Below are 22,477 nucleotides of genomic sequence, written 5' to 3'. Positions count from 1 at the left end.
TCGCGGCGAGTAGTGTGTAGCCTAGTCATTCTAAGCAAATACTACTCAACAATGAGTAAAACGCTTTTAGCCGAATCCTTCGGACAGCGTTTGTTGGGCATTTTTACGGCGTTATCGCCTTTGTTATGTGACGCTACATGGATGTAGCTTATTAGACAATGCAGGATGCATATTGTCCTGAAAAACCACATGACAAAGGCTCTGCCTTGTATAAATACCCAACAAATCGCTGCAAAAACAATCTCGAAAGATCAATAGACCCTAGTTTTACTAATTTATAGCAAATAACTTCAAAAGTGTTTGCTGAAAACAAATTTTCAGGATGATAAATGACCACCTTTGTTCATGATTTAATAAGCCAGAGCGCAAAGAACTTTCCGTTAAACACCGCTATCACTCTAAAAGAACAACAGCTTAATTATCAAGAACTCTGCCAAAAAACTAATGATATAGCTGCTAGCTACCGCGCATTAAACATTGAAAGATACCAACGTGTTGGTATTTATTTACCTAAAACTATTGAAAATGTCTTAGCCACTTTTGCGTGTAGTGAGGCCGGTGCAGCTTTTGTTCCTATTAATCCAGTATTAAAGTCTCCTCAAGTGCAACATATTGCTAATGACTGTGGTATAAAAATTATCATTACCAATAAAGGTCGTTTTAAAACATTACAGCCATTACTCTCTAATTTAGCTAAATTAACAACGGTAATTTTAACTGACACAGATTCAACGAACATTGAAACCATCGAACATGTATCAGTAATGTCTTGGACAACATTTACAAACCTCACTTGTGAAAAGAAAAATCCACAACCGCTAACTAGCAATGATATGGCAGCTATTTTATACACCTCTGGCAGTACAGGAAAACCAAAAGGTGTTGTGCTTTCGCATAATAATATTGTTTTAGGTGCTAAATCAGTAGCTCAATATTTACAAAACACCTCCAAAGATAAAATATTAGCTGTTTTACCTCTAAGTTTTGATTACGGCTTAAGCCAATTAACAACAAGTTTTCTTGTTGGAGCTGAATCTGTATTATTGGACTATTTGCTACCGAACGATGTCATTAAAGCAATAATTAAACATGAAATTACTGGATTGGCTGCTGTTCCACCATTATGGTCACAGCTTTGCAAATTGAATTGGACAGAAAGTGCCGGCAACTCTATTCGTTATTTTACTAATACTGGCGGCGCCTTATCTACAACCAACTTAAACCAATTACGTGCTCTAATGCCCCATGCTGCGCCATATTTAATGTATGGATTAACTGAAGCCTTCCGCTCAACTTATCTACCACCTAATGAAGTAGACAAAAGAGTTGGTTCAATGGGAAAAGCAATCCCTAATGCCGAAGTACTGGTTGTACGTAAAGATGGTAGCATATGCGATACCGATGAAGCGGGAGAATTAGTACATAAAGGTCCTTTAGTTAGCTTAGGCTATTGGAATGCTGCTGATAAAACCGCCGAACGTTTCAAAGCTGCACCGGGCCAACCTGAAGGAATTATTAATCCTGAACTGGCTGTTTTTTCAGGTGATTCAGTCAAAAGAGATGCTGACGGATTTCTATATTTTGTTGCCCGATCTGATGAAATGATGAAAACTTCTGGTTATCGTATTAGCCCCATGGAAATTGAAGAAGTACTCTACCAACATGATCAAATAACTGAAGCCGCCACCATTGGTGTGCCACATGACGATTTAGGTCAAGCAATATTGGCAATAGTGTGTAGTAATAGCCAAGATGATTTATCTTTAGTGGAAAAATCGATCTTAAAACACTGTCAGAAACAACTCGCTAATTACATGGTACCTAAAAAAATAATTGTTTTACCTGAGTTACCACATAATGCCAATGGTAAAATTGACAGAAATAAACTAAATCAAGAATATAAAAATTTTTTTAGTTAACCTCCTCACTACGCAGGAGCCGTCATTCCGTAGATCTTTTGTATGGAATCTTGTGCCCGCTGAGATCCTCAATTAATACACCATGAGGATGACAGCGGTTAATGAATAAACTTTTTTAGTCAATCTCCTTACTATGCAGGAGCCGTCATTCCGTAGATCTTTTGTACGGAATCTTGTGCCCTCTGAGATCCTCAATTAATACACCATGAGGATGACAGCGGTTAATAAATAAACTTTTTTAGTTAAAAATAACAAGTAGAGTAACATGACAAAAACATCTCCACGACAAGCACCTAAACATGCTGACATGTCTCACTTCGCTAACAACAAAAATGAACTTGTTATTGGCGGTAAAATGATTAGTCAAATTGATAAACTTGTTGGCAGCACTCCTTTTTATGCCTATGACAAAGCACTTATTGCCAACAAAGTCGCTAGCTTAAAATCCGCTTTACCTGAAAAAATTCAATTGCATTATGCAATTAAAGCTAACCCCTTACCTAGTTTAGTGCATTTCATGGTTGATCATGTTAGCGGATTCGATGTGGCATCAAAAAAAGAGATGTTACTCGCACTACAATCTGGCATGCCTGCTAATGAGATAAGTTTTGCCGGCCCAGGGAAAACACACGATGATATTCAAGCAGCCATAATTGCAGGAATCACACTTCATACAGAGTCAAAAACAGAAATTAGCCGTGCTATAGAGCTAGGTGAAAGCTTAAATATTAAACCTAATATTGCTATTCGTGTTAACCCTGCTTTTGAATTAAAAGCCTCAGGCATGAAAATGTCCGGTGGCTCAAAACCTTTTGGTATAGATGAAGAGCTATTACCCAAACTACTCAATAAGCTTCCATACGACAAAATAAACTTTCGTGGTTTTCATATTTTTGCAGGTTCGCAAAATTTAAAAGCTGAAGCAATCATAGAAATGCACGACAAAACATTTGCCCTAGCACAACAGCTTGTTTCATTAACACCAGTAAAAATTGCCTATATTAATATTGGTGGCGGACTGGGAATTCCATATTTTCCTGGTGAACAACGCTTACTACTTGACGAAATAAGCTCCAACCTAACTAATTTATTAAAACAATATCAACATACATTAGCTGATATTGATATCGTTATGGAATTAGGACGCTATCTGGTGGGTGAAGCTGGTATTTATGTAAGTAAAATAGTTGATAAAAAAATATCTCGTGGTACTACCTACCTCATCTGTGATGGAGGCCTACACCACCATTTATCCAATTCAGGAAATTTTGGTCAAGTAATACGAAAGAATTACCCTGTCGCTATTGGCAACAAACTATGCGCTATTAACGAAAAAGTAGAGCTCGTTAATATCGTAGGGCCTCTTTGCACTCCGTTAGATATTTTGGCAGATAAGGTAATGCTGCCCGTTAGCAATGTGGATGATTATGTTGTGGTCTATCAATCTGGAGCATACGGCGCTTCAGCTAGCCCACAAGATTTTCTAAGTCAGCCACATTTGCACGAAATATTACTCTAAATTGGTTTTTTATCTCTAAATATTGTTATAGTTAATCGCTAGCGTTACTTATTAAAAATCATCATTAATTTATGGACTTAACATGAGTCAATATTCAATTGCCGACAATTTCAATCAATATTTCAAGATAAAATTTGCCAGTAGTAAAGAGCTCAGACAAGAAGCATTTAAGATACGTTACGGTGTTTATTGTAATGAGCTCGGTTGGGAGCCTGAAAACCAACAACAAATGGAAACCGATGAATGCGATGATTACTCATTTCATTGTATTTTAGAGCACCGAAGAACAGGTGCATTTGCCGGATGTATTCGACTCGTCATCCCACCTGCTAACAACCCTAATTTAAAGCTACCTTTTGAAGAAAACTGCCTTGCAAGTGCTATTCCTGACACAGTTGACACGCAAACATTACCCCGTGGTGGTTTTGGTGAAATATCTAGATTAGCTGTTCTCGAAGACTTTAGACGCCGTGATAATGAAAAAAATACTCCTTACGTTTTAAATGATATAAACCCAGAAAAAGTTTTTACTGAAGCTGAACGAAGAAACTTTCCTAATATTGCTATGGGTTTATATTTGTCCGGATTGGCGTTAGCTGAAATATGTAACCATGTAGGTATTATGGTCATGATGGAGCCAAGGCTGAATCGACGCCTGCGACGCTTTGGTTTGCCTTTTGAGCAGATTGGCATAGAAATGGATTACCATGGGCGTCGTGCCATGTTCTATTTACCCCGAGAAAAGTTTCACCTAGAATTAACAGATCAACTCAGGGAATTATATGACATTATTCATAATGATTTAAAAACACAAATGTTTTTTACACCTTATACTAATTTAATGGATAAATAATATTTAATATATTTGATCGGTCAGATGATAAAACTATCCAATTAGGCAATAAAGTTAAAAGACGAATTTGAAAAAGAGGAAGGTTATTATGTTTAATTATGAAGAAGCATTTTCGCGAAATTTCGGTTGGGTTACAAAAGAAGAGCAACAAATATTACGTAATACAAAAGTTGCAGTTGGTGGACTCGGTGGGGTTGGTGGAGATCATGCTACTGTATTAACGAGATTAGGTATCGGAAATTTCCATATCTCAGACCTAGATGATTATGATGTTGCCAATTTTAACCGCCAAGCGGGTGCAAACATGTCAACGTTAGGTAGAGCTAAAGCTGAAGTAATGGAGGAGACGATCCGAGGTATTAACCCTGAAGCCAATATTAAGAATTTCGACAAAGGTATCGACGATGATAATTTAGAAGAGTTTTTAGAAGGTGTTGATATCTATGTAGATAGTCTAGATATTTTTTGTTTAGACATTCGCCGTAAGGTATTTAGGCGTTGTTACGAAAAAGGCATACCTACCATCACTGCAGCCCCTATGGGTATGGGCACAGCGTTTTTAGTTTTTATGCCGGGAAAAATGTCATTTGATGAATATTTTGCCATTGTTGAGACACCCAATAATGCTAGCGAAGAGGAAAAAGCTAATATTTTTAATGATAACATTGTCCGCTTTGTTGTTGGCGTATCGCCTTCCATCCAACAAAGACATTATTTAGTAGAGCGCTCATCAATTAATTTTTTTAAGCAAAAAGTTCCATCAACTTGCATGGGGATTTCGCTAGCTGCAGGGACATTATGTACCAATGTACTTAAAATCATTCTAAAAAGAGGGGAAGTTATTTATGCCCCTAGCGGATTACATTTTGATGCATATCGAAATAAATTAATTAAAACTTGGCGTCCTTGGGGGAATAAAAACCCTATTCAACGTTATATGTTTTGGCGATTTAAGCAAATTATTAAGGACAATAAATAAAACAAACTATTCATAAAAATGATTAGGGAGCCGCCGCCTAACTCATGTTGTGTTGCTTCGTATTCACCTTAAATGGCTTCTAAGGCTTGCCCAAGCTGCCAAACAATAGTAATACGGCGGAAGACAACTGCAAAAAAAAAGGCTCCTGAATAAGTTCAGAAGCCTTTATATACTAACCAGAAGTTTGGTCAATGGATCATTAAATACTTATTAACTGATCTGCATTACGCTTTGCGACGTGTGGCTCCAGCAAGGCCAACTAAAGCTAACCCAAATAACGCAATTGAAGCTGGCTCTGGCACAGCAGTAAAAGCAAGCGAACCATTGTGTTTGGCACTTTCAACCATGAATTTATAGTCTGTAAAGTTTCCTCCCAGGCCATATCCAGCATTTGCAACAAACACAGGTTGATCAGTGTTTTGATCTATACGCCATTGAACTTCAAACGGGCTATTGTCTGTATTATAGTCTTCAAAGCTAATAGCTCCTCCATCAGTTTCAATGTTGAAAATATCGCCAACTGACACGCCATTAATAACATCAGCACCAAAGTTACTCAATCCACCAGAAAAAATTTGGTTACCAGAAGTTGCGGTGTGGCCAGTAATTGTAGTGGTAAATAAGTGATGCTCAGCCCAGCCATCTGAAGAATCAAATATGAGCCAATCAATAGTCCCTGATGAATAAATAAAATCTGTCCCATTGAAGGTTCCCATTAAGTCATCAAAACGGAAGCTGATCAACCAGTCATTGGTATAACCATTATTACTACCATCTGGTGGTGTACCCTGACCTGGAGTAAAGCCACCAACACTATTAAAGTCAGTGATTGTATGTGTATCATCCCAGTCAACACTTGCTGGAATTAAACCACCTGCCGAATGTATGGTATCTCCCGCAGATAAATCACCGCTATTATCAACATCTTTAACATAGGATTGCGAATAATAATCTAATAATAATTCGTTTTTCCAACCGGTTGTTGTAACACCGGCTGCTTTAGCTGTGTCAGGGTCAGAATAATCCGCTCCAATATCTAGATAAACATCTTGAGCTACTGCTGTTCCTGTCATTGTTAGCGAGATAAGTCCCGCAGTAAGTAATTTTTTCATTTTTTCACTCCATGCTTTAAGGTCTACTTTAATATAAGCACATAGTGTGCCACCACACATAAAACCAATAAAATCATAAAGATAAAAAAAACATAAAATTTCACTTAATGATAGTGTAAAATTTTTCGACACTATTATGATTACAATTGCAGTAATTGTTTAAGTGCTTGCAAGCGAGAATGGGTTTCTTCACTGAGAAGTTCCTCTTTAAGACCTGTCACAATATTTTTCGAATCCTCTTTTTGATTGTTAAAATATAACGCTTGAGCATAATGGACACCATAGTCAAGGTTATTTTTATCCGATAAATAGGATTGCTCTAAGTATGTTAGCGCTTCTTCTACTTGCTTAGTATCCAAAAGCACCAAACCGTAAGTGTTTTGTATTTCCGGCATATTAGGGGACTTTTGCAAGGCTAGTTTTGCTGTTTCTATGGCTAATTCGTTTTCACCTGTACGTAAATACAACGTGGCTAAATTGTTTAACACTATAACATTGCCGTTCGTTCGTTTTGATATATAAAGATATATTTCTATTGCTTGCTCAGGATTTTTTTTAGTTAGCAATTCTGCTTTTTTAAGCAAAACTTTCAAGGGAAGCTTTTTAGCTTCCTCTCCCTGTGCTAAATCACTAAATAATGCTAACGCTTGCTCATGCTTATTCAGGTGCTGAAGTGTCTGTACTAATTCCAAAAAAATATTTTCTTCCATCCGTTGCTGATATGCTTTTTCTAAATGTATTTGTGCTGAGTGATAATCCTGTTCTATAAATGCAATTTTGCCAAAAAACCGATCTTTGCCAAACTGGCTTTGTTCGGTTAAAGGGATATTACTCAATACTTTTTTCGCGGCTTGAATATCATAATTCTGTAGGTGTAATTCAATTAATTGAAAAGCTAATGCGGTATTACCTATAGATAAATCTATTGCCTTTTTTAATTCAGCTATAGCCAATTTGAGCTTTTTCTTTAGCGAATATGTATTTGATTTAGCTATATAGACTTGAATTAACTCAGGGTTAATTTGACGTATTTTCTCAAAAGTTTTTAATGCTTCATCCAGTTTAGCTTGTTTTATTTGAACCTTACCTTTCATAAACAAAAGCTTAACCAAGTTATCCGCAACTTTTATTCCATTGTCCAGTGCCTGCTCAGCTAAGGCGAACTCTTTATTTAAAGAAAAATGCGCAGCTAGAGCAAGAGTAGTTGTTACATCAAAGTTGTTCTTTTTGTTATTTTTTTGTAAAAACTGTTCAATATTTTTTTTGTACTTTTCATTGTGTGAGTATTTAATTAAACTGGACACCACAATAGGCTGGTTAGGGGTTATTGTTAACGCTTTTTTAAAAGAGTTAATCGCCAATGGAGTATCATCATTAATTTCAGCTATTTTACCTAATTGATAATAAATGCCACTCTTATTTTGGGATGTTTTTAACAAAGATTCATATAATTTCTGAGCAGCGCTTAACTCTCCTTTTTCTTGATATATTTTTGCTAGTAATATTTTAGACAATTCTGGCTTACTTTCATTTATACTTGTGGCAATTTCAATTGCTTTTTGAAATTTTTTATTTTCTAAATATTTTTTTACAAGCAAAATTTCTGCAACATCTAAACTCGTATCTCGTTCTAATGCTTGTAGAAGTAATTTTTCTGCAGAGTCATCATCATTTAGTTGCTTAATATAGCCTTGTTGTAGCAATACTTGAGGGTTTTCAGGTGCAACTTTAGCTGCTTTTGCTATGATCACCCCAGCTTTATCTAAGTCTCCGATATTTAAGAAGCTTTGAGTAGAATAAGACAAAATTTCAAGGGATTGTTGTTCAAGTGGAGTTGAGCTCAACTCATCAAATAGGCTTTGTTCATATCCTAATTGAAACTTTAAAGCCACCACCAATTTTTTTACTGGATGTTCAAGCGGCAAAAGATTATTTATTGAATTAAGGTAGGTATATGCAGATTCGTTTTGTTTTAGATTATATGCGCTTACCCCTGCAATCACTTTAGCCAAAAGTAGATTACTATCATTTCTTATTGCAACTTCAGCAAAGTATTTGGCTTGTTCATAATCCTTCGCTGCAAACCTTGACTGAGCTTTCACCTGATTTAAGCTTGGATGTTTATTATTTATTTTCAACAATGAATCTGCTATTTTTTCAGCTTTTTCATACTGATTACTGTTAGCAAATGCAATTGCCAACAACACATTTATGGAGACATCTTGAGGGTGTAACCTTAAAAATGCTTCAAAAGAAATTGCCGCTTTCTTCATATCTTTTGCTTCAAAATAAAGAAAGCCTTGGTATTCGAGTCCTTCTGAAAATTCAGGATTTTTTTCTATTGCTGCAGATACAGCCTCGTAGGCTTGCTGTAAGTTCCCTTCAATACCATGTCGCCAAGCACGAGCTAGCAAGGTATATTCAGAATCATAGCCTTTATCTATCACTTCATATAAGTAAATCTTTCCTTCTTGAAAGTTACCAGAGCGCAAATAAGTGATTGCCAGTAATGTTTTTAACGTTATTTTAACTTCTTCATTTAATTCTGCAGATTGAGACTCTAGCAAAGCCAACTCTTTATTATTATTCAAGTAATAATGCGCTTTTGATAATAATGGGATAAGTAGATTCAGCTCATAACCAAGTTCATAGGCTTTAGATAATTCTTTCTCTGCTGAAATCCAATCACCTAAACTTATATATGCCTTACCAAGCAAAAAACGCGCTTCGTCATTATTTCCATTTTCTCTAAGCAGATTTTTTAATTCAATTACCGCACTATTTGCTTTATTCTGCTTTAATGCTTTCTCTGCCGAAGCGATTCTTTCTTCTGTTGATTTTTCACCACAACCAGCTAAATTTAATAAAGCTATTATTGTCGAAACCACAATAATTTTTTTGCTATTTATGCTCATATTTTGCTTCCCTTACTTATTTACTTATTTATTTATTTATTTATTTATTTATTTATTTATTTATTTATAAGAACTATTAAGTTTTATTAAACGATCGACCAGCATTTTCTAAAAGTTAGTGTGCTAACTTTTCCTTAGCCAATGCTTTAAGTTGCACTTTTCTTTCGAGTAACTCCTTATTATGCAAAGACAAACTCCCTAAAAAAGTTATTGCATCTTCAAACTGGTTATTTGCGATAAGTGCCTCTGCATAATTTAGTGAGATATTGTTATCCGCTCCTTGTGAAATATTAAATGCTTTATATATCATTTTCCAAGCATCAACTTCACTCCCAGACTTCAATAAAACCATACCTCTAGTATCCAAGACACTAGCGACTTTAGGCGCAAGTAAAACAGCTTTTTCAGAATATCTTAATGCTTTATCTAACTCTCCTTTCTCCATATATAACCAAGCCAAGTTATTTAATACCACTACACTATTAGGCTGACTCTCGGCTATTTTCACATAGCTTTCAATGGCCTTGTTTTTATCATTAATAATATACATTCCTGCCAAAATGGCTCTTACACGGTCATTTTTTTCATTATTAACTAGAAAACTTTCTAATACTTCTATTGCGCTGCTCTCATTAGAATTACCTTGATATGCTGAGGCTAAATACATGGCATTTTGAGCACTTGGATACGCTTGATAAAAATTATCTAACTTGGGAATAGCCTGTTCAAATTTTTTCTCTAATAAAAAGATACGTCCCTCTAAACCCATTTTTAATGGTTTTTTAATATCTCGCTTTGCAATAGTTTTATAAAGAGCCTTCGCTTGGTAAAGCTCTTTTGAGCTAAGCAGTAAGTGCATTTTAACGAGTTGCAACGTTAAGTTGTATTCATGATGTTCAAATGCTCTATTCACAACACTTAACGCTCTAGAATAGTCTTTTTTATTAGCGTAAAAGTCTACTAATAATACAGATGCCTCAATATGATATGGGCTAGCTTCTCGCCATTGCTCAAGGGTTGCAATTATTTGATTTTCATTTTGTTGCATTTTATAAACAGCTAACAATAACTGCCAATAACGCTTAGGTAACTTCTGTTCTTGCTGAATACTTTTTAATATCTCAAGTGCATTATCAATTTTTTTTAAGCTAACTAAAGCTTCACTAGCTAAGAGTGCTTTTTTAATATTTAACTTATCTTGTTTATGTGAAGAAATAATCATTTCTAAGGCTTTTTCATTTCGATTTAAGCCAAAATACAACCTTTGCGCTTTATCACTATCAGGGTATACCTCAATTAAGTGGTTGGCTCGCTCCTTCGCCAATTCAATTTTATCTTGATACCGAGCTACATTTACTAATTCAATTAAAGCAAAAGCATTGTCTTTTTCCTTACTTAAACTTTGATCAAGCGCTTGTTCAGCTTTAATATATTCCTTTTCTTTAATATGAATTATTGCCATTAAATTAGAAGAGCCCGCTTTATCTGGGTATTGCGTTTTCCATTTATCCGCTATCTTTTTTGCTTGCTCTATATTACCGACTTGTACAGAGGCATAGGCAAGAGCAAACTCTGCTTCAACAAACTTAGGATTCAATTTTATTGCATTTTCTAAATCTTGCATGCCTGATGGATCATTCATCATTAACTTCAACATACCTTGGCGAGCACTTTGTCCTGCATCAGAATCTACACTTTCATTTTTATCGACTAATTGTTTTGCTTCGTTAACAGCTCCTAATTCAAGTAATTTATAACTTAGTGATGCTATAAACTGTGAATCAGAGTCATTGTTCGCTGAAAAACCATTTAATGTGTCACTTATATCGTTAATTAAACCTAGCTCTAACTGACTCAGTACTAACATTTTTTTAGCTTGATGTTCTGGTGGTAAATATTTAGAAATAGCACTTAAGTGGTGATTTGTTTGTTCCCAGTTTTTTAAGTAAAAAGCACTAGCACCGGCAACTAATTTTAAATCAACTTGCTTGAAATTAGCGGACAATGCAGCTTCTGCATGCTCACTTGCTTTCTCATAATCCTTACTTTGAAACCGCACCATTGCTTTAATATAGTTAGCAAAAGGCTGTGTACTGAGCTGAGCTAAAATAGTATCGGCATACAACTCTGCTTTTACATATTGCTCAGACTTTAATAGAGAGTGTGCTAGCAAAAGTTGAACTATGCCAGATTTTGGTTGTGCAGATAGGTAAAGCTGAAAGCTTTTAGCGGCTTGTTCATAATCTTTCATTGCTGTTGCAATTTGCCCTTGCAACATTAATGCATCCGGGTTTTCTGCAGATATTGCAAGTAATGATTTAGCGAGAATACTTGCCCGTTCTAAATTATTTTCTGAGAACACAAGATAGGTTTCAGCCAGTTTACTATAAAACTCATCTGGATTAGATGACATGGCTTGCTTAGCACTTGTCTGAGCTAACGCAACTTGTTCACTTCGCAAGGCTGCTAATGTTTTATATGCTAAGTATCGACTTAACGTTTCTTCTTTTAAACTCTTTGCATCATCACTCAGAGCAATAACCTCGTCATCTGAGTCAGTTAAAAGATAAGCCCTAGCTAATAAGGGAATTAAGTGCTTGTTAATATGCTTTGATTTTCTAGCGCGCTCCAACTCTTTAACTGCATCAGTACCATTACCTTGATTAAGGTATATTTTACCGAGTAAAAACCTTGCTTCTCCGTTATTAACATCTGCTCTAATTGAGTTTTTCAGTTCAATAACAGCCTCATTGATTTTGTTCTCTTGAGTATAGTGTTTCGCTTTAATAAGATAGGATTCTGCGGTTTCTTTTTCACTACAAGCACTTAAGGCCAAAATTATACTTAAACAAATACCCGCTTTAGTAAACTTCATTATTATTTTCCTTAATTAGTTCTTATTTGTAATCTAATAAATTGCCTACATAACACTATAGATTCCGCACAAGACAACTGCGGAATGACGTGAATGATATAAATACTATGTCATCCGCAAGTAATCCCGTCATCCTCGAAGTCTCTGATCGAGGATCCATGTCTTCTTTCTAGATTCAGGAGAATATGCTCCTGCATTCTCTAATAAGTCACATCCATATGACGTCAGCCTAAACCATTACTGGAATGACGTGAGTAGTGACCACTGGAATGACGTGGGTGATATAACCACTACGTCATCCTCGAAGTAACCAACCCCGTCATCCTCGAAGTAACCAACCCCGTCATCCTCGAAGTTTCTGATCGAGGATCCATTCTCTAAAACAAAAAAAGCCCATTCAAACGGAGGGCTTCGTATTTTACGCTCTAGTATTTAACAACGCTGTTGCTAACGACAGGTTACCGTAACACTCATGGTCAGTGACCAGAATAATAACATCTGCCCAATTATCCATTTCGTCTATAGTTGCTATGCGTGGGCATTTCCAACTGTCCACATAAGGGTCATGATAGCTAACGCTAACACCTGCTAGGTTAAAGTGCTCTAAGATCGCTTCTGCTGGAGACTCTCGACAATCATCAACATTGGCTTTATAAGCAACACCTAAAACACCTATTTTTTTACCTTTAAAGTCAGCACCTAATAAATCTAAGGCTTGCTGGGCAACAATACTTGGACGTTGATCATTAATTTTTCGTGCTAGTCGTACAAACTCCCCTGCTTTAGTATTTTCAACTAAAAACCACGGGTCAATTGGAATACAATGACCGCCAACACCCGGCCCTGGTGTTAAGACGTTCACACGAGGATGTCGATTAGCCAAACGAATAACCTCATAAACATCTACATTCAATTCTTTAGCTATTTCAGATAATTCATTGGCAAATGCAATACCAACATCACGCGAGGTGTTTTCAACTAATTTGATACACTCAGCCGTGGTCAAGTCGGTTAGGAATACTTCACCCTTAACAAAGCTTTGATATATGGCTTTAACTTTCAACTGTGCTGCTTCATTGCTAGCGCCAATAATACGATCATTATGTACTAACTCGTGCAATGTTTGACCCGGGATAGCTCGTTCAGGACAATGAACCACATCAATGCTTAACCCATTATCTTTAAAGCGTTGCGCTACTGCTAAACTTGTTTGTGGTGAAATAGTTGATTCAACAATAACTGTTTGACCATCTTTTGCTACTTTAGCGATTGCATCAACGGCACTAAAAACATAAGAGCGATCACAGCTATTACCTTTAGATGAGCCTTTATGCGGTGTTGGAACAGCAACAAGGTAAGTTTCACTTGAAGGAATGCTAGTACTTGCTTTTAGGAATCCCTGACTCACCACTTGATGAATCAACTCAGGAAGACCTGCTTCATCGAATGGGCATTCACTACGATTAATAGCATCCACTTTATCACTGTTTAAATCAACACCCGTAACGCTATAGCCTGCTTGAGCTAATAAACTGGCGATTGGTAAGCCCATATAACCCATGCCAACCACTGCCAGTGTTTCATTTCTTGCGACAATATTTTCATCCGCTGAATTTGACTGAGTATTAGTAATAATATCCAAAATTAATTCAGCAACATGACCATCACCAAAAGGATTTTTCCAATTAAAATTACCACTTGTTGTTGATAACCACTTATCAGCTGCCGCTAACGCCTTATCAGCATCACGACCAACTAATACGTTGGCGCCCACTTCGATAGATTCTGGTCGTTCAGTGTTTTCGCGTAAAGTAATACAAGGTACACCCAGTAAACAGGCTTCTTCTTGAATACCACCGGAGTCCGTTAAAATTAACTGAGCGTGTTTTTGTAACTGAATAAAATCTAAATAGCCAATAGGTGGGATAAGTTTTAAGTAACTTGGTAATTCAATACCAAACTCTTTAAGTTTAGACTGTGTTCGGGGGTGGATAGGCCACACGATTGTCTGGCTATACTTGGCATGTAATTTATCAAATAAAGCGAGTAATTCCATCAAATTCGCCATAACGTCAACATTAGACGCTCGATGAGCTGTCACCAAGAAAAACTTGCCTGACTCCACTGATAAATCATCCAAAATAGTACTAGTACTTGCCGAAATATCTAAATGTTGAAATAACGAATCAGAAACAGTATTACCAACAGTGTAAATTTTATCTGCATCAATACCTTCTTTCGCTAAAATAGCATATTGGTTCGGCCCAACGGCAAACAAAAAGTCACTAATATGATCAGTCATAATACGGTTGGTTTCTTCTGGCATAGTTCTATCATAACTGCGTAAGCCAGCTTCAATGTGCCCTACCTTAATACCCAATTTAGAAGCCGCTAATGCGCCAGATAGAACCGTATTAGTATCGCCTTGCACTAGAACCACATCAGGCTTTTCTTGAATTAAAATAGGCTCCATTTCAATTAGAATATTACCGGTTTGGTTACTATGTAAACCAGAACCAACACCTAAATTATAATGCGGCGCAGGAAGCTTTAATTCTTTGAAGAAAATACTGTCCATTTCTTCTGAATAGTGTTGATTAGAATGGATGATAAAATAAGGTATGGCTCGCTTTTGGCATTCACGAATAACGGGCGCCATTTTGATGATTTCTGGGCGAGTACCGACGATAATCCCTATTTTCATTGTTATGTCCTTAACTGTTTTTAAACATAGTATCTACAATAATAAATAGTGTACTGTGCTGATAATATTTTTGCAGTAGTTTTTTTGTAATTATTCGGGCACATTCAAAAATCCGCTGGCCCTTCCTTCGACTGCTTCCTTCGACTGCTTCGCGCTCAGGACGAACGGAGACGCTCAGGACGAACGGAGACGCTCAGGATGAACGGGTTTTCCGCTTGCCCTGAGCTTGTCGCACTTCGACTGCTCATTCTTCGCGCTCAGTATGAACGGATTTCAATCCGCTGTCCCCGAGCCGCTTGCCCTGAGCCGCTTGCCCTGAACCGCTTGCCCTGAGCCGCTTGCCCTGAACCGCTTGCCCTGAGCTTGTCGAAGGGTCGAAGGGTCGAGGATCCATGTCTTCTTGCTTGGATTCAGGAGAGTGTTCTCCTGCATTCTCCACATAAATCACATCCCTGTGACGTCAGCCTAAAACACCGCTGGAATGACGGTAGCGTTTGTTAACACTCCGTTGCCCTAAACCGCTGGCCCTGAGCCGCTTGCCCTGAGCTTGTCGCACTTCGACTGCTCATTCTTCGCGCTCAGTATGAACGGATTTCAATCCGCTTGCCCCTAGCCGCTTGCCCTGAGCCTGTCGAAGGGTCGAAGGGTCGAGGATCCATTCTCTACTATTGAAGTAATAAACCTAAAATTTCTTGAGTTTTGTCTGCCATTAGTGCTTCATCACCTTTAGACTCAACATTCAAACGAACTACAGGTTCAGTATTACTGCTTCGCAAGTTAAAACGCCATGCACCAAACTCCATGCTAATGCCGTCTGTTTCATCAATAACTTGTGCGTCACTTTGATAGTAGTTATATACACGAGCTATAGCCACTTTTGGATCAACAATTTTATTGTTAATTTCACCTGAAGATGGGTAAGCTTGAATGCGTTCTTCTACGAGTGAAGATAATGGTTGTTGACGAAGGCAAACTAATTCAGCAATGAGTAACCAAGGGATCATGCCGCTATCGCAATAGAAAAAATCACGAAAATAATGGTGGGCACTCATTTCACCACCATATACCGCATCTTCTAACCGCATACGCTCTTTAATAAAGGCGTGCCCAGTTTTACTTTGTATAGCCTGACCGCCTGCTTGCTCTACAATATCAATGGTATTCCACGTTAAGCGTGGATCATGAATAATTTTCGGTGGTGAAGCGTTAGCCACCGTATTTTTACTATCCACAGATTTAGCTAAAAAATTCTCAGCTAACAAGCCAACGATATAATATCCTTCAATAAAGTCGCCTCGCTCATCAAATAAAAAACAGCGATCAAAATCGCCATCCCAAGCAATACCCATATCTGCATTCTGCTCAATTACCGCATCTCGAGTAGCAGTTCTATTTTCAACTAACAGCGGATTTGGAATACCATTGGGAAAATTTCCATCGGGTTGGTGATGAACTTTTATAAATTCTACAGGCACTTTCAATTGCTTAAAAGCGGATTCAATAGCATCCAGTGCAGGACCTGCAGTACCGTTACCTGCGTTCACCACTAGCTTTAATGGCCTCTCTAACGAAGAATCTAATGGGGAGCCTAATAAAGAAAGGTTTTTCACATCAATATAGGTTAACAAATGCTCGGTATAAGCTTGGCTAATATTTTGAGTTGATAGTTGACCCCTTTCAGCCACCTTAGAAAACTCATTGCGCTCAGCGAGGGCTTGGATCTCAAACAAACCCGTATCACCACTAATCGGTTTTGAATTTTCTCTAACTAACTTCATGCCATTGTAATCAATAGGGTTATGGCTAGCCGTCACGACAATACCGCCATCACAATTTAAATGACTTGTAGCAAAGTAAATATGCTCAGTGCCGCACAAGCCTAAATCAATAACATTCGTGCCACCGTCCATTAAACCGTTAGCAAGTGCTAACTTTAGCTCTTCGCTTGTTAAGCGAATATCGCCTCCAACTACGACCTCTTTTGCTTTAGTATGTTGCGCAAAAGCACGACCTATACGATAAGCAATATCGGTATTTAGCTCTTCACCGAGTTTACCGCGAATGTCATAAGCTTTAAAACAGGAAAGCAGTTTCGAGTGACGAGTTTCGGGTTGCGACGATACAGGTTCCAGCTTTGAGTCACTAGTTTCAAGTGGCGAAGTGAAAGCCTCAACCTGAGGAGTGTTTGCTTCCGATTTCGAGATTTTAGTCATTATTTTTTAACCTATTTATAAAGCTACCTAGCATTTTTGATAATTGTTCCGCTTCATTCATCCAAAAGAAACCTTTTTGTTGAGATATATAGCCAATAGCAATACCAATATCGGTTTGAGTTTTAAATTCACCAATTGAGCCTTTAGAAATAACAAGGAACCTAGCTTTTTCTACATTTGAACTTCGTTCCATACCTTCAGCGATATTGCTTGGAACAGATAAAGCCGAGCGAGTAATTTGATCTTTGAAACCAAAATCACGTAAGCCAGCAAGCTCTCTATAAACATCAATAGCCAAGTTTTTACTACGTAACCATATTTCCAATTTTTCATACTGCATACAACCTCCTTGTTGAATTTTTAGTTTCGAGTTCTTCGCTACCCGCAACTTCTCTTACTCGTCACTGTTTTAGCTCATTACTGATATTCTTTTCGCAACCCGTAACTTCTCTTACTCGTAACTTAACTTCTCCCATATTTGTCTTCGAAACGAACAATATCATCTTCACCTAAATAACTGCCTGATTGCACTTCGATCATTTCAAGCGGTAATTTACCTGGGTTTTCTAGGGCGTGAACGACACCAATAGGGATATAAGTGGATTGATTCTCACTTAATAGAAAAGTTTTCTCATCGAGCGTGATTTTTGCTGTGCCTGAAACAATAATCCAGTGCTCTGCTCTATGATGATGCATTTGTACAGAGAGTTTAGCCCCTGGATTAACGGTGATGCGTTTTACTTGAAAGCGCTCACCGCTATCAACACTATCGTATTTACCCCAAGGACGGTAAACTTCACGATGTAATTTTGCTTCAGGTCGTTGCTGCGCCTTAAGTTCATTTACAATTTCTTTCACATTTTGTACTTTGTCTTTATTCGCAATCAATACAGCATCAGGGGTATCAATGACCACGAGGTTATCAACCCCTAAGGTAGCGATTAACTTATTTTGACTATGAATGTAACTGTTGCTTGTATCATGGGCAATCACATCACCTTTAATCACATTTTTCTTGGAGTCTTGTTCACATACTTCCCAAAGGGCAGAATAAGAGCCAACATCACTCCAGCCTGCATCAAGAGGAATGACAACCGCTTGATCTGTTTTTTCCATTACGGCATAGTCAATAGACTCATCAGCACATTGCATGAATGCTTCGCTATCAGGGCGGGTAAAATCTAAATCCTTTTCAACTTTTGCCATTGCCTGCTGGCAAGCCTGCAAAATATCAGGTCTGAATTTTTCTAACTCTTCAAGATAACGGCTTGCTTTAAATAAAAACATACCGCTATTCCATAAATAATCACCTGAGGCTAGATAGCCTTCTGCGGTATCAGTATCTGGTTTTTCAACAAATGTTGCTACCTCAAAAACACCACTACCTGCACCATCTTCTGTTGCCTCTACACCTTGTTTTATATAGCCATAACCTGTTTCAGGCTTAGTAGGGACAATACCAAAGGTGACTAATTTTCCTTTTTGTGCTGCGGCTGTTGCAACAACAACTGCTTGATGAAATTTATCAGTGTCTTTAATAACATGATCTGCAGCCAACACTAATAACAGTGCATCGCTATTAGATTCAAGTGCATTAATTGCCGCAAGCGCTACAGCAGGCGCCGTATTTCGACCTTGTGGTTCGAGCAAAATTGTTGCTTGACCACAGTTCACTTGCTTAACTTGCTCAGCCACTAAAAACCGGTGATCTTCATTACAAATAAACACCGGCGCTTGATGCCCTGCGGGTAAGCGTGCCATGGTATCTTGTAGCATGCTGGTATCATTAACTAGGGGTAAAAATTGTTTGGGGAATTGTGATCTAGAAAGAGGCCAAAGACGAGTGCCACTACCGCCACACATAACTGTCGGGAATATTTTTGGAGAGCTCATTGATAATCCGTTATTAAGAAGTTTTACTTTATTGTTATAGTAAACAATTCATCATTGGAACTACAGATATTTTAGTTCCAATATATGATTGCCTTGCAAATATAATCTAACCTAGCTCGTCAATAATTACCTGACAAATAGCTAAGACTGATTGTTCTGACAAGCCAGGATACATAGGTAACCTAAGTAAACAGTCAGCTACATTTTCGGTAACGGGTAAAGGTTGTTGATTAAACCCCTGCTCAATAGCAAAGGGTGAATTATGCAGTGGAATATAATGAAAGACCGCTTGTATGTTGTGTTTATTAAGTGTTTTCAACAGTCGATTACGGAGCGCTGCAGACGAACAATACAATGAAAACATATGGTTATTCGTTGTACAGTGTTCAGGCACTATTGGCATTGCAAAATAGCCATTATCCGCTAATGGTTGTAAGCATTGCCTATACAATTCAGCGACTGATTGACGTTTATTATTAATCGTGTCCATTGCTTCAAATTGTCCAAGCAATACCGCAGCTAAAAGGTCAGATGGTACATAGGAAGAGCCAATATCAACCCAAGTATATTTATCAACATGACCACGATGAAACTGACTTCGGTTTGTCCCTTTTTCTCTCAATATTTCAGCGCGCTCTATCCAGTCTTCTCGGTTTAGTACTAAAGCTCCACATTCACCCGCAACAAAATTCTTGGTTTCATGAAAACTATAGGTACCAGCATCGCCAAGTGTGCCCATATATTGATCTTTATATTGCGTATCAACAGCTTGAGCGGCATCTTCTATTAAAAATAAATCATGAGCTTTTGCAATCGCATTTATCTTATCCATTTCACAAGCAATACTGGCGTAATGAACGGGTACAATCGCTTTGGTTTTGCTGGTAATGGCTTGCTCAATAAGATTCTCATCAATATTAAACGTGTCTGGCCGAATATCGACAAACTTAATTTTTGCACCCCGTAATAAAAATGCATTAGCCGTTGAAACGAAAGTGAAGCTTGGCATGATCACTTCGTCTCCTTCTTTAATATTACAAAGAATAGCAGCCATCTCTAAAGCAGAAGTACATGACGTTGTCAGTAGTACTTTTTTTGCACCAAAACGCTGTTCCATAAAAGTTTGGCATTTTTTTGTAAAACTTAAATCACCCGCTAAGCGTCCTGACGCTAATACCTCTTGAACATATTTCAATTCATTGCCAGCGATCAGCGGTTGATTAAATTTTATATTATTTTCCATCACCGTTAATTCCTATAAATTCACTAGTAATCTCGATTAATGATATCGAGTAAATATTGTCCATACGGCGAATTTTTAAGTTGGTTGCCGCTATCAATTAAATTCTGCTCGGTTAACCAGCCATTACGAAAGGCTACTTCTTCAGGGCAGGCAATCTTAAATCCTTGTCGTTCCTCTACAGTTTCTACAAATTGACTTGCCGCTAACAAGCTTTTCTGTGTGCCGGTATCTAACCAAGCAAAACCACGGCCGAGTAGAGCAACGTGCAAGTTGCCATTTTCCAAATAAACTTTATTCACATCGGTAATTTCTAATTCACCACGAGCGGAAGGTTTAATTGATTTAGCTATTTCGATAACATCATTATCATAAAAATATAAGCCAGTAACTGCCCAATTAGACTTTGGCCTTTCAGGTTTTTCTTCAATGGATAAAGCTTTCATATTTTGGTCAAAATTAACGACACCAAACCGTTGTGGGTCTTTAACATTATATCCAAACACCGTAGCTCCTGAGGGTTGCGCAATCGCTTGCTGCAGTTTTTCGGTAAAGCCCTGACCGTAGTAAATATTGTCTCCCAAAATAAGACAAACCTTATCATCACCGATAAAGTCTTCACCTAATATAAATGCTTGAGCAATGCCCTCAGGTTTAGGTTGAACAATATAGCTAAAACTCACCCCAAAACGGCTACCGTCACCCAATACCTTTTTAAATCGGGGGATATCTTGTTCCGTTGAAATAATTAATATGTCTCGAATACCTGCAAGCATAAGTACAGATAAAGGATAATAAATCATCGGTTTATCATATACGGGCAGTAACTGTTTAGAAACACCAACAGTTAATGGATATAAACGTGAGCCGGTCCCTCCAGCAAGAATGATCCCTTTCATTATAAATTTACCTCATTAACATTAATTATTTATGTGCCTATGCACTTTACTCAGGAGTTCATTAATAACGTCATCCCCGTGGTGTATTAGACTTTCGTCATTCCAGTGGTGTATTAGGCTGGAATCCAAGCAAGAACACAATGGATCTTCGTATCAAATACTTCGAAGATACGCTACATGGATGTAGTTTATTAGACAATGCTGGAGCATATTGTCCTGACGTTTACAGCAAGCTCCTGAGTTAATTACATAGGCATGATTATTTATCATTTTTTTGTGCCAGTCCAATTATCTACTAGGTACCTAAACGTTCTCTTTGATAACTACCGTCTTGTACTCTTGAACACCATGCTTGATTGTTTAGATACCACCGTACTGTTTTACGAATACCTGACTCAAACGTTTCTTGTGGTTTCCAACCCAGTTCTCGTTCTATTTTACCTGCATCTATTGCATAACGTACATCATGTCCTGGCCGGTCTTTGACAAAAGTAACTAAATCTCGGTAATTATCTATATTAGCTGGCTTGTCTGGCACTACCTCTTCTAATAAGTCACAAATGGCATAAACAACATCAATATTAGCTTTCTCGTTAAAGCCTCCAATGTTGTAGGTTTCACCAATTTTACCTTCTGTGATTACTTTGTATAAAGCACGGGCATGGTCTTCAACATATAACCAATCCCTAATTTGTTGACCATTACCATACACCGGCAGCGGTTTACCTTCTAGAGCATTTAAAATGACTAAGGGGACCAATTTTTCTGGGAAATGAAAAGGCCCATAATTATTAGAACAATTAGTTATAATAACTGGTAAGCCGTAGGTACGATGCCATGCTCTAACAAGATGGTCTGATGAGGCTTTACTTGCAGAGTATGGTGAGCTAGGCGCATAAGGTGTTTCTTCTGTAAACAAGTCTGTTTCATTTAAATCGCCATATACTTCATCAGTAGATATATGGTGAAATCGAAAACTATACTTTTTAGTCTCGTTTAGTGATTGCCAGTAATTTCTCGCCACCTCTAATAAGGTAAAAGTACCTACTACATTGGTTTGAATAAACTCTGCAGGACCATCAATGGAACGGTCTACATGGCTTTCTGCCGCCAAATGCATAATTATTTCGGGCTTAAAATCGTTAAATACCTTTTCTATTGCTTGTTGATCACAAATATCAGCTTGCACAAAATGATAGCGAGAGGAATGTGCGATTGAATCTAAAGACTCTAAATTACCGGCATAAGTCAGTTTATCTACATTGATGATCTGATGTTCAGTTTCATTGATTAAGTAACGTATAAGCGCTGAACCTATAAACCCTGCTCCGCCAGTCACTATTATTGTTTTCATTC

The 22,477-nt window shown here is 37.6% G+C and carries 14 protein-coding genes and 1 pseudogene; 5 read left to right on the top strand and 10 right to left on the bottom strand.

The window, feature by feature from the left end:
- Positions 1-12: 12 nt before the first annotated feature.
- The 5 genes and pseudogenes from DWA31_RS17800 (at position 13) to DWA31_RS16465 (ending at position 5,270) form a co-directional block, all read left to right on the top strand.
- Positions 13-281, top strand: a pseudogene (locus DWA31_RS17800) (hypothetical protein).
- A gap of 48 nt (positions 282-329) precedes the next feature.
- Positions 330-1,919, top strand: coding sequence for an acyl-CoA ligase (AMP-forming), exosortase A system-associated (locus DWA31_RS16480; protein ID WP_114327659.1), 1,590 nt, complete (start codon positions 330-332; stop codon positions 1,917-1,919).
- Between the two features lie 265 nt (positions 1,920-2,184).
- Positions 2,185-3,438 carry a pyridoxal-dependent decarboxylase, exosortase A system-associated gene (locus DWA31_RS16475; protein WP_114327658.1) on the top strand — a complete coding sequence of 418 codons (1,254 nt, stop codon included), beginning with the start codon at positions 2,185-2,187 and terminating at the stop codon, positions 3,436-3,438.
- 82 nt (positions 3,439-3,520) lie between these two features.
- Entirely contained in the window at positions 3,521-4,291 is a 771-nt protein-coding gene (locus tag DWA31_RS16470) for a PEP-CTERM/exosortase system-associated acyltransferase (protein ID WP_114327657.1), read from the top strand.
- 88 nt (positions 4,292-4,379) lie between these two features.
- A complete protein-coding gene (locus DWA31_RS16465; protein ID WP_114327656.1) occupies positions 4,380-5,270 on the top strand; it encodes a ThiF family adenylyltransferase in 891 nt (296 codons plus the stop codon).
- Positions 5,271-5,494: 224 nt separating this feature from the next.
- On the opposite strand, the gene DWA31_RS16460 is transcribed toward DWA31_RS16465, so the two are convergent.
- From DWA31_RS16460 to rfbB, 10 genes are all read right to left on the bottom strand, one after another.
- Entirely contained in the window at positions 5,495-6,514 is a 1,020-nt protein-coding gene (locus DWA31_RS16460) for a PEP-CTERM sorting domain-containing protein (RefSeq protein WP_114327655.1), read from the bottom strand.
- Between the two features lie 8 nt (positions 6,515-6,522).
- Positions 6,523-9,297: an XrtA/PEP-CTERM system TPR-repeat protein PrsT gene (gene prsT, locus DWA31_RS16455; protein ID WP_114327654.1), complete on the bottom strand. Its 2,775-nt coding sequence runs from the start codon at positions 9,295-9,297 to the stop codon at positions 6,523-6,525.
- A 115-nt stretch (positions 9,298-9,412) separates the two neighbouring features.
- Positions 9,413-12,172: an XrtA/PEP-CTERM system TPR-repeat protein PrsT gene (gene prsT / locus DWA31_RS16450; RefSeq protein WP_114327653.1), complete on the bottom strand. Its 2,760-nt coding sequence runs from the start codon at positions 12,170-12,172 to the stop codon at positions 9,413-9,415.
- Between the two features lie 418 nt (positions 12,173-12,590).
- Positions 12,591-14,876 carry a non-hydrolyzing UDP-N-acetylglucosamine 2-epimerase gene (gene wecB / locus DWA31_RS16445; RefSeq protein WP_114327652.1) on the bottom strand — a complete coding sequence of 762 codons (2,286 nt, stop codon included), beginning with the start codon at positions 14,874-14,876 and terminating at the stop codon, positions 12,591-12,593.
- Between the two features lie 665 nt (positions 14,877-15,541).
- On the bottom strand, positions 15,542-17,089 hold the full coding sequence (locus DWA31_RS16435; protein ID WP_114327650.1) for a phosphohexomutase domain-containing protein: 1,548 nt from the start codon (positions 17,087-17,089) through the stop codon (positions 15,542-15,544).
- Entirely contained in the window at positions 17,082-17,429 is a 348-nt protein-coding gene (locus DWA31_RS16430) for a four helix bundle protein (protein WP_114327649.1), read from the bottom strand. Before DWA31_RS16430 ends, DWA31_RS16435 begins: the two co-directional genes overlap by 8 nt.
- Positions 17,430-17,551: 122 nt before the next feature.
- Positions 17,552-18,967, bottom strand: a complete 1,416-nt coding sequence (locus DWA31_RS16425; RefSeq protein ID WP_425451906.1) for a mannose-1-phosphate guanylyltransferase/mannose-6-phosphate isomerase — start codon at positions 18,965-18,967, stop codon at positions 17,552-17,554.
- A gap of 121 nt (positions 18,968-19,088) precedes the next feature.
- Positions 19,089-20,225 (bottom strand): dTDP-4-amino-4,6-dideoxygalactose transaminase, encoded by a 1,137-nt coding sequence (rffA, locus tag DWA31_RS16420; RefSeq protein ID WP_114327648.1) that lies wholly within the window; start codon positions 20,223-20,225, stop codon positions 19,089-19,091.
- Positions 20,226-20,248: 23 nt separating this feature from the next.
- A complete protein-coding gene (rfbA, locus tag DWA31_RS16415) occupies positions 20,249-21,121 on the bottom strand; it encodes a glucose-1-phosphate thymidylyltransferase RfbA (RefSeq protein WP_114327647.1) in 873 nt (290 codons plus the stop codon).
- A gap of 295 nt (positions 21,122-21,416) precedes the next feature.
- The gene (rfbB, locus tag DWA31_RS16410; protein ID WP_114327646.1) at positions 21,417-22,475 is read right to left on the bottom strand and encodes a dTDP-glucose 4,6-dehydratase; all 1,059 of its coding nucleotides are present in this window, start codon (positions 22,473-22,475) and stop codon (positions 21,417-21,419) included.
- Between the last annotated feature and the right edge of the window lie 2 nt (positions 22,476-22,477).

It is taken from the genome of Candidatus Colwellia aromaticivorans (assembly GCF_003333305.1).
In the GTDB taxonomy this organism is placed as follows: domain Bacteria; phylum Pseudomonadota; class Gammaproteobacteria; order Enterobacterales; family Alteromonadaceae; genus Colwellia; species Colwellia aromaticivorans.
The sequence above is the reverse complement of the archived record's forward strand: the minus strand, read 5'-3'. Positions and strand labels throughout refer to the sequence as shown.

What these genes read in the sequence shown, in the direction of transcription:
- DWA31_RS16480 (WP_114327659.1), top strand. Translation starts at nt 330, where the DNA reads ATGACCACCTTTGTTCATGATTTAATAAGCCAGAGCGCAAAGAACTTT.
- DWA31_RS16435 (WP_114327650.1), bottom strand. Translation starts at nt 17,089, where the DNA reads ATGACTAAAATCTCGAAATCGGAAGCAAACACTCCTCAGGTTGAGGCT.
- DWA31_RS16465 (WP_114327656.1), top strand. Translation starts at nt 4,380, where the DNA reads ATGTTTAATTATGAAGAAGCATTTTCGCGAAATTTCGGTTGGGTTACA.
- rffA (WP_114327648.1), bottom strand. Translation starts at nt 20,225, where the DNA reads ATGGAAAATAATATAAAATTTAATCAACCGCTGATCGCTGGCAATGAA.
- wecB (WP_114327652.1), bottom strand. Translation starts at nt 14,876, where the DNA reads ATGAAAATAGGGATTATCGTCGGTACTCGCCCAGAAATCATCAAAATG.
- rfbB (WP_114327646.1), bottom strand. Translation starts at nt 22,475, where the DNA reads ATGAAAACAATAATAGTGACTGGCGGAGCAGGGTTTATAGGTTCAGCG.
- prsT (WP_114327654.1), bottom strand. Translation starts at nt 9,297, where the DNA reads ATGAGCATAAATAGCAAAAAAATTATTGTGGTTTCGACAATAATAGCT.
- DWA31_RS16475 (WP_114327658.1), top strand. Translation starts at nt 2,185, where the DNA reads ATGACAAAAACATCTCCACGACAAGCACCTAAACATGCTGACATGTCT.
- DWA31_RS16470 (WP_114327657.1), top strand. Translation starts at nt 3,521, where the DNA reads ATGAGTCAATATTCAATTGCCGACAATTTCAATCAATATTTCAAGATA.
- DWA31_RS16430 (WP_114327649.1), bottom strand. Translation starts at nt 17,429, where the DNA reads ATGCAGTATGAAAAATTGGAAATATGGTTACGTAGTAAAAACTTGGCT.
- rfbA (WP_114327647.1), bottom strand. Translation starts at nt 21,121, where the DNA reads ATGAAAGGGATCATTCTTGCTGGAGGGACCGGCTCACGTTTATATCCA.
- prsT (WP_114327653.1), bottom strand. Translation starts at nt 12,172, where the DNA reads ATGAAGTTTACTAAAGCGGGTATTTGTTTAAGTATAATTTTGGCCTTA.